Source organism: Pseudaminobacter soli (ex Zhang et al. 2022) (genome assembly GCF_014595955.1).
Classification (GTDB): Bacteria; Pseudomonadota; Alphaproteobacteria; order Rhizobiales; family Rhizobiaceae; genus Kumtagia; species Kumtagia pseudosoli.
On the sequence record NZ_JABVCF010000008.1, the window covers coordinates 201117 to 215652 of the forward strand.

At 60.8% G+C, this 14536-nt stretch carries 13 protein-coding genes; 1 reads left to right on the forward strand and 12 read right to left on the reverse strand.

Features of this window, described 5'->3' with window-relative positions:
- Positions 1-11: 11 nt before the first annotated feature.
- The 11 genes from HUI96_RS16370 to HUI96_RS16420 form a co-directional block, all read right to left on the reverse strand.
- Positions 12-1010 carry a 4-hydroxyproline epimerase gene (locus HUI96_RS16370; protein WP_188255738.1) on the reverse strand — a complete coding sequence of 333 codons (999 nt, stop codon included), beginning with the start codon at positions 1008-1010 and terminating at the stop codon, positions 12-14.
- 18 nt (positions 1011-1028) lie between these two features.
- Positions 1029-1889: an ABC transporter permease gene (locus tag HUI96_RS16375; protein ID WP_188255739.1), complete on the reverse strand. Its 861-nt coding sequence runs from the start codon at positions 1887-1889 to the stop codon at positions 1029-1031.
- On the reverse strand, positions 1886-2734 hold the full coding sequence (locus tag HUI96_RS16380; RefSeq protein WP_188255740.1) for an ABC transporter permease: 849 nt from the start codon (positions 2732-2734) through the stop codon (positions 1886-1888). Before HUI96_RS16380 ends, HUI96_RS16375 begins: the two co-directional genes overlap by 4 nt.
- Before the next feature lie 15 nt (positions 2735-2749).
- On the reverse strand, positions 2750-3841 hold the full coding sequence (locus tag HUI96_RS16385; RefSeq protein WP_188255741.1) for a quaternary amine ABC transporter ATP-binding protein: 1092 nt from the start codon (positions 3839-3841) through the stop codon (positions 2750-2752).
- A 90-nt stretch (positions 3842-3931) separates the two neighbouring features.
- Complete coding sequence (locus tag HUI96_RS16390) at positions 3932-4783, reverse strand: glycine betaine ABC transporter substrate-binding protein (RefSeq protein WP_188255742.1); 852 nt, start codon at positions 4781-4783, stop codon at positions 3932-3934.
- A 70-nt stretch (positions 4784-4853) separates the two neighbouring features.
- Positions 4854-6200, reverse strand: coding sequence for an NAD(P)/FAD-dependent oxidoreductase (locus HUI96_RS16395; RefSeq protein WP_188255743.1), 1347 nt, complete (start codon positions 6198-6200; stop codon positions 4854-4856).
- Positions 6197-7714 carry an aldehyde dehydrogenase gene (locus HUI96_RS16400; RefSeq protein WP_188255744.1) on the reverse strand — a complete coding sequence of 506 codons (1518 nt, stop codon included), beginning with the start codon at positions 7712-7714 and terminating at the stop codon, positions 6197-6199. The genes HUI96_RS16395 and HUI96_RS16400 overlap by 4 nt, the downstream gene beginning before the upstream one ends.
- Positions 7707-8618, reverse strand: coding sequence for a dihydrodipicolinate synthase family protein (locus tag HUI96_RS16405; protein ID WP_188255745.1), 912 nt, complete (start codon positions 8616-8618; stop codon positions 7707-7709). The genes HUI96_RS16400 and HUI96_RS16405 overlap by 8 nt, the downstream gene beginning before the upstream one ends.
- A gap of 13 nt (positions 8619-8631) precedes the next feature.
- On the reverse strand, positions 8632-9324 hold the full coding sequence (locus tag HUI96_RS16410) for a GntR family transcriptional regulator (RefSeq protein ID WP_188255746.1): 693 nt from the start codon (positions 9322-9324) through the stop codon (positions 8632-8634).
- 216 nt (positions 9325-9540) lie between these two features.
- Complete coding sequence (locus HUI96_RS16415) at positions 9541-10413, reverse strand: dihydrodipicolinate synthase family protein (protein WP_188255747.1); 873 nt, start codon at positions 10411-10413, stop codon at positions 9541-9543.
- A gap of 17 nt (positions 10414-10430) precedes the next feature.
- Positions 10431-11786, reverse strand: a complete 1356-nt coding sequence (locus HUI96_RS16420; protein WP_237684162.1) for an NAD(P)/FAD-dependent oxidoreductase — start codon at positions 11784-11786, stop codon at positions 10431-10433.
- 145 nt (positions 11787-11931) lie between these two features.
- Between HUI96_RS16420 and HUI96_RS16425 the strand changes: the two genes are divergently transcribed.
- Entirely contained in the window at positions 11932-12819 is an 888-nt protein-coding gene (locus tag HUI96_RS16425) for a LysR substrate-binding domain-containing protein (RefSeq protein WP_188255748.1), read from the forward strand.
- A 255-nt stretch (positions 12820-13074) separates the two neighbouring features.
- Here the strand turns inward: HUI96_RS16425 and HUI96_RS16430 are convergent, their stop codons facing one another.
- Entirely contained in the window at positions 13075-14529 is a 1455-nt protein-coding gene (locus HUI96_RS16430; protein ID WP_188255749.1) for an aldehyde dehydrogenase family protein, read from the reverse strand.
- Positions 14530-14536 lie beyond the last annotated feature (7 nt).

Below are 14536 nucleotides of genomic sequence, written 5' to 3' on the forward strand. Positions count from 1 at the left end.
TTCCCCTCTAACTATCTGATCTGGAACCCGTGTGCTAACGGATCGCGATCATCCACGAAGATCGTATTGTGGCCAATAATGCGTGCCCAGCCGCCGACACTCGGCTGGATGCCCTGGAAGGGGCCTATACGCGCCTCCGCCTCGATCCGGCCTTCAAACACGGTCCCGATCAGGCTTTCCTGTCGGAACGTGTCGCCGGCCTTGAGCCGGCCCTTGCCATAGAGCTGCGCCATGCGAGCCGAAGTTCCGGTGCCGCCCGGAGATCTGTCGATCGCCTTGTCGCCATAGAATACCGCGCCGCGCCCATCGGCATTGTCGCTTGATGGACTGTCGCACCAGATGGCGTGGTGCACGCCGCGTATGCCTTCATCTTCGGGATGAACCGGATCGCAAATAGCCCCGAGCGCTTCGCGGAGAGCGCGGCTGAGATCCACGATCTCGCTCGCCGACATGCCGTCTAGGCCCTGCCAGGACTCCTGTGGCTCGACGACAGCGTAGTAGTTGCCACCGTAGGCTATATCGACGACGAGCCGACCGACGCCCGGGACCTCAACGGCTATGTCGACGGCATGCAGATAGCTGGCGACGTTGAACATCCGGACGGAGTCCACGAACTCGCCCGGTTTCTCGTATTCGATATCAACCCTGCCGGCGGGAGTCTCGATGGAGAGCCTGCCCGGCATCCGGGGCGTCACGAGGCCTTCCTCGACCGCCGCTGTCACGAGGCCGATCGTGCCGGCCCCGCACATCGGCAGGCATCCGCTGACCTCGATGAAGATCACGGCGAAATCGCAGTCCTCACGGTAGGCAGGATAGATGATCGCCCCCGACATGATGTCGTGTCCGCGCGGTTCGAACATCAGCGCCTGCCGGACCCAGTCATGATCGCGGACAAATAGCTTCCGACGTTCGGCAATAGGCAGGTGGGGCAGCAGGGGAGCGCCGCCCGCCACCAGTCTCACCGGGTTTCCGCAGGTATGGGAATCGATACAGAAGAAGCTACGGCGCATGCGATGTTTCCTTCCGGGTCAGGTGGCCTTCGCGGCGCCAGTCCCCTGCCCTCGCTGCACCGCGCCCCGGGAGAGCCTGTCGAGAAGGATGGCGATGGCGACGATCGCCAGTCCGGCCCGGAGGCCCAGGCCCATTTCCATCCGTGTCAGCCCCCGCGTCACCTCGGCTCCGAGACCTCCCGCACCGACCAAACCCGCCAAGACGACCATGGCCAAGGACAGGAGGATGCACTGGTTCAGGCCTACCAGGAGGGTCGGGGTGGCTGCGGGAATCTCGATCTTGAACAGGATCGATCGTGGCGATGCCCCCGTCGCATGGCCGAGTTCGAGGAAGTTTTTCGGCACCTGATTAAAAGCCAGGGTAGTCAGGCGCAGCATCGGGGGTATGCCGTAGATGATCGTGGCGATGATGGCGGGAACGCGGCCCAGGCTGAAGATAATGACTGCGGGGATGAGATACACCCACGGCGGCACTGTCTGCATCATGTCGAGCAGCGGCCGGATCGATGCCTCGAAATTCCTGTAGCGTGATGCCAGGATGCCGAGTGGGAAGGCGATGAAGACCGAAATGGTCACCGCCACCGTAACCAGCGCCAGCGTCTGCATCGAGGCTGTCCAGAGCCCCACCAGCAAGCAGAATGCGAGCGCTAGGGCAGTCACCACCGCGACCCGGGTGCCGGCGATGAACGCGGCGAGGAGAACCGCCGCCACGATCACCGCATAGGGCGGTGGATACAACAGAGCGGCTTCTATGCCTCCCAACACCGCTTCGATGAACTTGGTCACGGCGTCGAAGAACGGGTGAAAGTTCCTGTTCAGCCAATCCACGACCGGGGCGAGATACGCCCCCGGCGAAAACCGGAGCAGATCGAGGTTCATTCAGCGCCTCCCTCGGTGCGGTGGGCGGCGCTCTGCGTCAGTCGGTCGAGCACCATGGTCAGGATGACGATCGCGATCGCGGCATTGATCGAGGTGGCGATGTCGAGCGTGCGCAGGGATTCGTAGATCGTCTGCCCGAGACCTCCCGAACCAACGATACCTGCGATGACCACCATGCCGAAGGCCATCATGAGGCTCTGGTTGATCCCGGCCATCATGCTGGGGACGGCGAACGGAAGCCGGATCTTGATGAACATCTGCCAGGGTGTCAGGCCGCTTGCCTGGCCCAGTTCGATGAATTCGCGCGGCGTCATGCGGATGCCCAGGGAGGTGAGGCGAATGGCGGGCGGCATCGCGATGATAACGGTAGCAGCAAGCGCGGTCGCCGGCCCATAGCCCAGCAGCGCGATCGCGGGCAGAAGATAGATATAAGGCGGCAGGGTTTGGATCAGGTCCAGCACCGGCTCGAGGATCCGGTCGAGCGACCTGATGAAACCTGCTGCAATTCCAAGGGGAAGGCCGACGAGAAGGGCGAGGATCGTAGCGGTGATCACCATGGCCAGCGTGCTCATGGTTTCCGCCCAAAGTCCCATGACTTCGCAGAAGATCAGCGATAGTCCCGCCAAGATGCCGGAGGCAGCATTGATCAATCGCCACCCGAGCAGCGCCGCGATGAGTCCGATCACGTAAGACGGCGCCAGGTGGAGAAGCCACAGGACACCGTCATAGGTGCCCTCCAGTACGGTTCTCAGGAATGAGAACAGCCATTCGCCGTTGTCGCTCACCCAATCGAGCGCACTATCAGTCCAGGAATCGAAGGTGTCGGTAATGACTGCAGTGTCCATTCCGCTCCTCCCTAGCTATGCCGCAACAAGCTCTTCTGCAGGCATCCCGGCAACCCCGCGGAGCAGGCCACGGACTGTGACGACACCGACGACGACGCCATCCTCCACAACCGCCAGCGCATTGCCATCGGACTGCATGGTGACGTCGATCAGTTCGCCGATGTCGGCGTCGGGCGAAGTCTGCGGAAGAGCGTTCACGTCACACTGCGGCTGCGAGCGTTTGAAGTCGTCGACGGGCCGCATGACCGAACGGGCCTTGACCAGGTGAATCCTTGAAATGCCCGCCACGAAATCCGCCACGTAGTCGTCGGCGGGTTTGGCGACGATGTCCTCTGCCGTCCCGATCTGGACGATGACGCCGTCCTTCATGATGGCGATACGGTCGCCAAGACGGATGGCTTCATCGAGGTCATGGGTGATGAAGACGGAGGACTTGCCGAGCGATTTCGTCAATCGCCTGAATTCGTCCTGCTGCTGTCGCCGGATCAGCGGATCCAGCGCGCTGAAAGGCTCGTCCATGAGGATGATCTCAGGATCGGCGGCCAGTGCCCGCGCCAGTCCAACACGCTGCTGCATGCCGCCCGAAAGATCCGACGGGTAGCGCTCAACCCAATCGGCGAGACCGACCTTCTCTAGTGCAGCAAGGGCGGTCCTGTTGCGCTCGCCTTTCGAAATGCCCTGCACCTCTAGACCGAAGGCGGCATTCTCGAGAACCGTCCGGTGAGGGAGAAGTGCCACGCTTTGAAACACCATGCCCATGTTCCGGGCGCGCATCTTGCGGAGTTCAGCCGGATTCAGCTTGGCGATGTCCTTCCCTTTCACGATGATCTTTCCGATGCTCGGTTCGATCAGACGATTGAGAAGTCGGATCAGCGTTGACTTGCCGCTGCCCGACAGACCCATCACGCAGAAGATCTCGCCTCGCCGAAGCTGAAAGCTGGCGTCCGAGACAGCGACAACGCATTTGTAGTCCTGCAGAACCTGTTTCTTCGTCAGGCTGCGCTCGACAACCGCTTTCATGGCCTCAGGCGCGTTTGCGCCGAAGACTTTCCATACGGACTGACAGTCCACCAGCACTTCATTTGTATCGATGTTCGAGGCGTTCATCTCGACCCTGCGGGTTAGGCTTGCCGCATTGGCTCGCCGCAGATTTGCAAGAGCTGCCCGGCGTTGGACGCCGGGCGCTCCCCATGCTGGTTATTCGCTCTTGATGTTGCCCCACCGCTTCATGAGATCGGCGTGCTTGTCGGCCCAGTCCTTGATGGCTTCGTCCATCGTCATGCCATCATTGACGGCGGAGTTGATCGCGATGTTATCGCCCAACGGAAGGAAGACGCTGGCAATTACTTCACGAGCATGAGGATGCTCTGCAGCAAAGCCCTTCTGCGCGATCCAATAATAGCTTTGCGACACTGGATAGATCCCCTTGGGATCCTGCAGAAACTTCATGTCGAACTTCTGGGCCATCCACGAGGGTGTCCAAAGGGTGACAACGATCCAATCTTTGCGGTCGACTGCCGACTTGAGGGCGGCAGTCATCGCGCCGCTGCTGCCTTCGACGAGTTGGAGCTTGATGCCGTATTCCTTGACCGCGTCGATGGTGTCACGCATTAGGCCGGAACCCGGCTCGATGCCCACGATCTTGCCGCCAAACTTGTCGGCGTTCTCGTTGAGTTGCTCCATCGAGTCGATGGTCACGTATTTCGGCACCGCCAATGCCTGAAACAGACCATGCGACACCGGCGACAGCTTCTCGAGCTTGTCCTTGTTCTTGTCCCAGTAATCATGAGCAACGTAGTCCGTCTGAGAGGCAAGAATTTGAATGTCACCCTTGCTGAGCGCGGCATAGGCGATGCCCCACTCGGAGAAGGGAACCACTTTTACGGTATAGCCGGCGTTTTCGAGGGCGATCTTGGTGACGCCGGTGACAGGCAGGATATCCTCCCAGGACATCGTCCCCATGGTAATGGTCTTTTCCTCCGCGTGAGCGGACATCATGGTCATTCCGACCATCGCCGCGGCGCAGAGCGCTTTCCAGAAAGTCTTCATTTCCTCACTCCTCCCATTCCCATTTGAAGACTTGGCCGCTGGCCCAGTCTTCACATTGCGCGGCAAGGGCTTATCCCTCGCGGCCTGCGCGCAATTCCTGCAAACGGATCACCGAATTTATGCCCAGCCATGCCAACGGCTCCGGCGGAAGCCGGGAAGGCTCGGGATGATCCATGTATTCCTCGAGACGTCGGGACGTGGTGCCGGTGGCCAGTTCCGCCGCCATCATGCCTGCGAGAGTGCTCTTCACCGTGCCCAATCCGTTCTCGCAGCAAGCGGAGTAAAGTCCCTCTTCGACTTCGCCAAAGGCGGGAACGTGATTGACGCTCAGGCAAATCCGCCCTGCCCAACTATGTTCGAATGGTATTCTTTTGAGCCCTGGAAACCTTGCATCAAGCGAGCGCCGGTGCGCCTCGGCCATTCTAGCCATGCGCCGCTTGGTCACGGCGACTTCAGTGTCGTAGGTGTACTTTGTCCGGATCGTGATGCGCGATTGACCGCCGGACGTGATCTTGCGGACGGTCGCACCCATTGCATCGGCGGGAAGCAGCGCCCATCTGTCGCCCCCGGTGACCCTGCGGCCAAAATCGTCGGCAGGAAAAGGGGCGGTCATCGACGCATAGGCGAAGATATGCATCAGCCGACCACGGAAGTATCCAAAGTCGTCAATGTGGCCATTGACACCTACGATGACCTTGGGAGCGGTGACCGCGCCTCGTTGTGAAACGGCGGTCCAGACCCCGTTTTCCCGGGTCAACGACGTCACGGGCGAACGTTCGAATATGCCCACCTTCGTGGAGAGGCCTGCGGCAAACGACCGAACGTAGTCGGCGGGCTGAATCAGGACCGCGCCGGGCGTGTACAATCCACCGAGATAGTAATCCGATCCGGTAATGCCGCGCATTTCGGCGGAATCCAGGAAAGTATGCTCCTCGCCGGCGCTTTTCAGCGACTTGCCGAAGCTTAGGTTGAGTTTCATACCGCGCGGCGTCGCCGCCGCGTTGATCTTTCCTGATGGATCGAAAATCTCGCGGGGCATTCCGTATTCCGCTGCCGCCTCGGCCGCAAAGGCGATTGCGGAGCGGTTCTGAGCCATCTCCAGTTTCGTGGCGTCAGTGTTACCAGTCGAATATTCACTCGACGTCAGGTCGTGAGGGACGTCGATCATGAAGCCCGAGTTTCGTCCCGCAGTCCCCTTGGCGACTTCGCTCGCGTCGAGCACTACGATCTTGTCGTGCGGCCGAAGCTGAAGCAGGCGGCGCGCTGCCGAAAGGCCCGCGAAGCCCGCGCCAATGATCAACCAGTCCGCGGTCACGTTGCCTTCGAGGCTTCGGACGGGAAACGAACGCTGACTGATCGCCTCCCATCCCGAAACGCCATTCTCGACCGGCAAACGTTTGACCGCCTTGGCAATCATCGGATCGTCTCGTCCACCGATCGATCCGAAACGTCGATCCAGATGGTCTTCAGTTCGCAATAGTTGTCATGAGCGAAGATCGACTTGTCGCGCCCGCCGAGGCCGGACTCCTTGTAGCCCCCGAATGGCGTGGTGGCGTCGCCTTCGCCGAAGCAATTGACCGTGACGACGCCCGCCCGGATTTCGCGCGACAGCTTGATCGCGTTACGCAGGCTTCCCGTATAGACGGACGCAGTCAGGCCGTAATTCGTGTCGTTGGCGAGCGCGATGGCTTCGGCGAGCGAATTGAAGGTCGTGACCGACAGGATCGGCCCGAATATCTCTTCCTGAAAGAGGCGGCTCTCGGGCGTCACACCGTCAACGACAGTCGGCTCGATGTAGATGCCCTTGTAGGTGTCACCCCCAATGGCGACTGAAAGCCTTTCGCTCTTCACGTCGTCGAGGAAGGAACTCACCTTCTCGAAATGGTTCTTGCTGACGAGTGCGCCGATGCGATTTTCGGGATCGAGGGGATCGCCCGCCTTCCACTCGCGCATGTAGGCGCCGATCCGCTCGAGCAGTTCGTCCTTGACCTTGGCGTGGACGATGAGACGAGAGGTGGCCGAGCAGTTCTCGCCCATGTTCCAGAACGCACCATTGACCACCTGTTCGGCGACGAGGTCGAGATCTTCGGCATCGTCGAGAACCACTGCCGGATTCTTGCCGCCGCATTCGAGGACGACGCGCTTGAGATTGGAGTCCGCGGCGTAGCGTAGGAAACGGCGGCCAGTCGGGGTCGAGCCGGTGAAGGCCACCATGTCGACGTCCATGTGCATGCCGATCGGTTCGCCGACCTCCTTGCCGCCGCCGGTGACGACGTTGAAGACGCCTGCGGGAATGCCCGCCTCATGGGCCAGTTCAGCGACGCGAAGCGTGGTCAGCGACGTCTCCTGCGCGGGCTTCACGATCACCGAGCATCCCGCGGCAAGCGCCGGACCGATTTTCCAGGCCAGCATCAGAAGCGGAAAGTTCCAAGGCAGGACGCAGCCGACGACGCCGACCGGCTCCCGCACGATCAAGGTCAGCGCATTCGAACCGACCGGAGCGGTGTTGTCGTAGAGCTTGTCGATGAGTTCGGCATGCCAGCGGAGCGTGTGGATCGTGTCGGGTACGTCCACGGTCTGGCACTCGCGGATCGGCTTGCCGCTGTCGAGGCTCTCCATGACCGCGAGTTCATGGCGGTTGCGCTCCAGAAGCTTGGCGAAGTTGAGGAGCACGGCCTTACGCTCGCCAGGCGACTTGAGGCGCCAGCGGCCATCGTCGAACGCTTTCCTGGCCTTAGCCACGGCAAAATCGACATCGCTGGAATCACACGCCGCAATTTCTGCAAGCGTCTCGCCAGTCGCTGGATTGGTCGTCTTGAATGTCTTGCCGGAATTCGCCGGGCGAAACGCTCCGTCGATGAAAGCATTGGTCGGAAACTGAACGGTCGCGGCTATGGCCCTGTATTCGGCCGCGGTCAACGGTTCATGCATAGTTTGCTCCCGACGCGATCTGGGCGACCGTGCGCTTCAAGGTGGCTACGACAGTCTGAAGGGTTCGCTTTTCTTCTGAATTGAGAGGGCGCAGCGGCGCGCGCACCTCGCCTGCGTTCAGGCCTGCCAACTCGCAGCCGTACTTGATCGACTGAACGAACTTCCCGCACTCGAGGAAATCCATGAGCGGCAGCATTGCCGTCATGATGGCGCGGCCCTTGTCGAAGTTCTTTTCCAGCACGCAGGCTTCGTAGAGCGCGACATGTTCGCGGGGGAGAAAATTGGAGCCGGCGCAGACCCAACTCCTGGCGCCCCATGCAAAGAATTCGAGTGCTTGGTCGTCCCAGCCGCAAGAGAGTGCGATGTGGGGAAACTTCCGAGCTAACAGGTGGAGGTTGCCCGTCTCGCCGGAGCTCTCCTTGATGGCCACGACGTTCCTGGACTTGCCGACGCGGGAGAAATACTCCTCTCCCATCATGACGCCCATGCGGGCCGGGTAGTTGTAGAGCATGATCGGAAGGTTCGCCGCGCGGTCTATCGTGAGTGCGTGAACCGCATTCTCCCGCTCCGTCGGCAATGCGTAGGGAGGCGAGGTTACCAGGATCGCGTCGGCGCCGATCTCCTTGGCCGCCTTGGCATATTCGACCGAATCCTCGGTCCTGGTCGCGCTCGTTCCAACGATGAGCGGAATCCGGGTGCCGACCACTTCCTTGGCGTAGACGGCGAGATCGAACCGCTCCTGTGGGCTCTGGGCGTAGTACTCACCCGTCGATCCGCCGACGATGATGCCGTGCACCCTCGCTTCGATAAGAGACTCGAGGACTGCTGCGAAGGCGTCACGGTCTATCTGCCCGTCCCGGCAAAACGGCGTTATGGCCGGGGTATAGATACCTTCGAATTTCAAGACGATCTCTCCATCATGCGGCGGGCCTATCGACGAGCGCGTCCGCCTTCATCCCCTCGGGTGTGATGAACATTCCCATGTTCTCGCGCGACAGTTCCCAGTGTTCGAACACAAGGCTGACGACCGCGTCCTCGTCGTGCGCCTCGATGGCTGCGATGAAGCCGTCATGGTGGTCCACGGCGAGTTGAAGACGGTTTCGCATCTCGTCGTTACGGGGCCGGAAGAAGGTGTGCCCGATCCGGGCGTGGTCGATCAGAAGACGGCTGAGGCTCGGCTGCAGGTACGCATTGCCAGACATCTCCCCCATGATCTCGTGGAAGCGATTGTTCTCGAGCACCATGGAGAGCGCGTCGCCGGTGACGCTCGCCGTCCGGAACCGCTCCTGTGTGTCCCTCAGATCTGCGAGTTGCCTCTGCTTGAAATTCTGAACTGCAAGGCGGCCGATCGCGGCATAGATCATTGGCGCGACCAGGAAGAAGTTCCTGAGTGTCTGATGGTTCATGGGAACGACGCGCGCGCCGCGGTTGAGCCGAATATCGACATATCCCTCCCCCTCGAGCTGCCGGAAAATCTCTCGGACAGGAGTGCGCGAGAGGCCATAGCGCTCGCCCAAGCTCACCTCGTCCAGGTCCTGGTCGGGTTCCAGTTCCATCGTCAGAATCTGACGCTTCAGTTCCTCGTATAGGTCGCCTTTTCTGCTCTTCATCGAGATCCCTGCCTGGCTTCCTGCGACGGCGACATTCCTCCCGCTGGAGGCTCCCCCGTCGTGGATGGAAGGATGTTCGCAGGGGCGGGCAAACGAGTCAATGGAATTGTATAAGTTGAGTACACATCCCTTATGCGGTAGCGATACAATCCATTCAGGAAATCGTGACCCTCCCTGGTTGTCGATGGCCGACGGAATTGAAAAACGCGGGAACTGCTAGACGAACAGGGGCCGAAGCGACTGCTGAAGCGCCTTGTCCTGCTCCGCCGAGAGTTTCGAGAGCGGCTTGCGGACATTGCCCGTGCCGAGCCCGCGCAGCTGCGCCGCTCTGATCACGGAAGGCGAATAGTGGGTGCGCCAGATGAAAAGGAGAGACGGCAACATCATCTGCCAAAGGACCTGCGCCTCCGAGTATCGCTGCGCTGTTACGAGGTCGTAGAGTTCGACAGCCTCGCGCGGCATGTAGTTCGCGCCACCCCAAATGACCCCCCGGCATCCCGCCATTAGGGCATAGAGGGTGGTGGTGTCGCAGCCGTTCAGGACGCCCGGCGTCGCCTGGAGGTACTCTTGGTGTAACGTGAAATCCCCGCCGCTGTCCTTGATGTAGTTGAAGTTGTCGAGCGCCGTCAGCCGCTTCAGGAGTGCCACAGAAACGGATACGCCTGTCGCCTGCGGAATGTTATAGCCGATGATGTCGATGCCGACGGATGAGGCGACATCCCTGTAGAACTCCACGATGCCGTCATCGTCCGTCGGACCCTCCAAATAAGGCGGCAAGATCATCAGGGCATCGGCGCCGATGGACTCCGCGTGCCGTGATCGCCGGATCACCTCGTCGACGTTCAGGGCCGAGGTCTGGCAGATCACGTGACAACGACCGCCGACGCGCTTGGCGCCGATCTCGTAGAGCTGGTTGCATTCCTGTTCAGTGAGATACGGATGCTGGCCGGTCCCCGACCCAAATACGAGCCCGTGGACGCCCGCCTCGACATACTTGTCGATGAGTCCCTCGAAGACCTTGAAATCGATAGCGCCGCCCGCGTCAAACGGCGTCTGCATGGCTAGGTTGATTCCCTTCAGGTCAGCCATCTCGGTTCCTTTCTGCTTCAGACTTCCTTGCCCGCCTGCTTGAAACGCCAGCCCGTCACGAAGCGCACGCCCAGCGAGGTGATAAGTCGGGGATAGGTTCGAACGGGCGCCGCCCGCCGCTTGAGAATGTCGATCACCGGCGATGACCGCCCGGCTGCAAGTTCAGCGATCGCTTTGCCGAAGGCGGTTCCCCTCGACACGCCGGTTCCGTTGCAGAAGGCAGAGCCAAAGACATTCTCGGCCAGTTGGCCGAAGACCATCCCGCCGTTTTGGGCGAGTGTCAGGAGACCGCCCCAACTTGCCTCGAAACCCATGGCTGACAGTTCCGGCCAACGGCGATCAAACGCGATCTGCTGTTGCTTGCGGGCGCGGATAACGTCCTGATGGGTCGCCGTGAAATTGTTGGCGTATGAGTAGACGTTGCGCAGGAAAAGCCGGTTGTCGGACGTTCGTCTGACTGTCGTTCCGAAGCTATCGGCTGGGATCAATCCGTAGGCAGGACGGTCTCCGACCTGTGCGAGTTCGCCCGGCGTCAGCTGCCGCGTCATGCTGGCGAAGGTGTAGACAGGAATGGCGGTGTCCGGAAAAAAGCCGAACTTCGTCAAATGGGCCGAAGCGCAGACGATGACTTTGTTCGCCTTGATCTGACCACCGCGTGCCTCGAAAACCTGGGTCGGCGTTCCGTATCTCGCGGCCGTGATCGGCGTGTTTTCATATACCGTCACGTTGGCTGGCAGCGCTTGCGCGGCATTCTTCAAATACTTCGCCGGATGGATGAGGATGGTGCCAGGGTGATGCAGAGCCCTGATGTAGTGCCTGCTGCCGGTGATCAATTGGATTTCGTCGCGCTCGACCCAACGATAGGTCTGCCCCATGCGATCGAGGGCTTCAGAAAAACTGAGCAGGTCGCGCACGCCGTGCTCCGTGGCAGCGCTATGGTATTTGCCTTGCGGGTCCCAATCGCATTCGACGCCATGATCCTCCACCGCCGAGCGCAAATAGGCGTTGCCTTCAAGGTTGGTCCGCAGTTCGTCCCGGTTACCCTGCACGTCCTCCAGAAAATCCCTTTTGCGGGGGTTGTGCGCGAGATCGATGGCAAACCCCATGCAGCGTCCCGCTGCATTGTTGCCTATACGCCCGGCGTCGACGAGGATGACGCGGGCATCAGGCTGGAGTTCGGCGAAGCGTCGCGCCGCGTGCAACCCCATCCATCCCGCGCCGATTACGAGGCAATCGCAACTCGTATCCTCATTCAAGGAAACGAGCGGCAACTCGGGGCCGGACGTAAGATACCAGCCGGAAGCCGTTGCCTCGATCTGTGGAGGCGGCACTGCGATGCGCTGCGAAGCGGAATGGGCGGACAACGATCCCAATCGAGTTCTCTCCATGCCGCGGCCATATTGGCGGCCGCGAAGGCGCGGAAGCGCCTTGGGAGAGTGATAGCCCCGAACAAGGAGGCGCTGTAGACGATAAAGACATCGGCTGGTATGAATCCAGTCTATGTCTAGGCTGCGCCACATGTTGCCCTCGCCGCACTCTCTTTTCGTATTCGAGGCGGCGGCGAGGACCCTGAATTTCAAGCTGGCTGCTGCTGAATTGAACGTCACGCAGCCGAGCGTTTCGCACGCCATCAAGGCGCTGGAGGTGTACTGTAAGGTTCAACTGTTCCGACGGGGAAACAGGGGCGTCCAGTTGACCGAAGCGGGTCGGGAACTGTACGAGAGTGTCCGATCCAGCTTTGTAAGAATCGAACAAAGCTTGTCGTCTATCGCCGCGAGCGGGATGCAATACGTAACGCTGGCAGCTTCGACCTCAATGGCCGCGCATTGGCTGGTGCCTCAGCTTCACGATTTTCAGCAGCGTCACCCCGGCAGCAAGGTCAAGATCATCGCCACCGACCGGGATGTCGAACCGGACGAGCAGATCGATTTGACGATCTGGCTGCGGCCAGCCAACTTTGATCGCCCCAATTGCTGGTACATTTGCGACGAGATTGTCCTACCTGTTTGCTCTCCGGCATACCTGAGTTCAGTAGACCGGATACTCTCTGTTTCGGATTTGGTTGGCCACAAGCTCATCCATTGCTTCGATGCGTTCAGGAAGAGAGTCGGCTGGAATGAGTGGCTGGCATTGGCAGGCGCCGATAGCGTCGGGTTGATGCCCAACATTGTCTTCAACGACTATCAATTGGCAGTTCAGGCAGCGTTAGCCGGAGAAGGGATTGCGTTGGGCTGGTCTCTCACAGCCCAGCTTTTGCTTGAAAGGAAATTGTTGGTGCCGGCAATCGACAAGAGTGTTCGTACAGGAAATGCCTTCTTCCTGGTCGGCTCTGGAAACAGCGCGAAAAGCGCCGAATCCGACAAGCTCGCTAAATGGATACTCCGTAATAGTTCCAACTTGAGATAGGCTTGCTTTGTGTCGGCCTTGGCGAACCATCCAAATGACGCAAATAGCGCCGACGGCAGCTTGGCGCCCCCGCACAGGCCCTATGGATCCGCCGCAAGATCTGCGACGGGATTGCCATGAGGAAAAGGCGTTCGCGACGTCTTCGCACATGGGTGCATCCAAGCTGAGGACGCCTTTGGAAGGTCTTCGGGAGCGGCGCCGGCAAACCGAGGCGCGTGCTCCCTTGGACCCTGCCCTGCTCCTACATCATCCAGATCAGATGCGCGCCGTTACAGTCTTCACCGTGTAGTATGCCTTCAGGCCCTCCAGCCCCTTTTCGCGCCCGAAACCGCTGTTCTTGGTGCCGCCAAACGGCGTCTCCACGCCACCGGCGAAATACTGATTGATGAAGACCTGACCGCTCGACACATGCCGGCTGAACTTCAGAGCCTTGGAAACATCCTTCGTGTAGATGCCGGCGACGAGGCCGAACTCCGTGCCTTCCGCCAATTCGCATGCGTGCTCGAAATTCTCGGCAATCTGAACGGTGAGCACCGGCCCGAAGATTTCTTCCTGAGCGCACTTCGTGGAAGGCTCATGTGCCACGAGGACGGTCGGCTCGAAGAACCATCCATTGAGCCCGTCCGGCTTCTTCACCCGTCCGCCGGTCAGGAGCGTCGCCCCAGCCGCGACGGAATCGTTCACGATCGTCTCGATCTTGGCCAGTTGGTCCTTGGACACGACCGGACCAATGTTCGGATTGTCGAGACCACGGCCGAAGGTGAAGGCGCCGATGCGCTCGACGAGCGAGGCGAGGAAGGAATCGGCGATGCTTCGCTCGACCACAAGGCGCGAGCCTGCGGAACAGACCTGGCCGGCATTGGTGAAGATCGCCTTGAGGACGCCTTCCAGCGCCGCCTCGCGGTCGGCATCCGCCAGGACCACCACCGGGGATTTGCCACCCAGTTCCATGGTGACCGAAGCGACATGAGAGGCCGCCGCCATCATCACGGTCTTTCCTGTCGCTACCGAGCCGGTGAAGGTCACGTGAGCGATGCCGGGATGCTGGGTCAGCGCTGAGCCCGTCGTCCTGCCCGGACCGCACACGACGTTCACGACGCCTGCCGGGATGCCGGCCTTCTCCAGATATTCCGGGAGCATGAGGGCGGTCAGAGGGGTCTGCTCGGCCGGCTTGATGACGGCGGTCGCACCTGCCGCCAGCGCAGGTGCAAGGCCGCGCGCCGTCGTGACGAGAGGAAAGTTCCAGGGAATGATGTGCGCCGTCGCGCCGATCGGTTCATGCAGGGTGAAGGACACGAAGTCCTTGCCCAGCGGAATTGTGTCGCCTTGGAGCTTGTCGGCGATGCCGGCGTAGTACTCGAAGTAGCGCGCGGAGGTCTCGATATCGCCCACCGCTTCCCGCAGGGGCTTGCCGCTGTCGATGCACTCGACGGTGGCCAGCCGCTGCGCGTCGGCGCGAATGAACTGGGCGACACGGAACAGCATGCGGCTTCGCTCCGCCGGCGTCACATTGGCCCATGCGCCCTTCAGTGCCGCCCGCGACGCTTCGACCGCCTCGTCGACGACGGATGCGTCGCTGACAGGCACCTCGCACAGGACCTCCCCGGTAGCGGGGTCGTAGGTCGGATGGACGTCGCCGGAAATCTTGCGACGCGCGCCGTTCACATACGGGTCGAGCGAGATGCCCTCAATATGGTGGTGGAACGTCATGACTCTT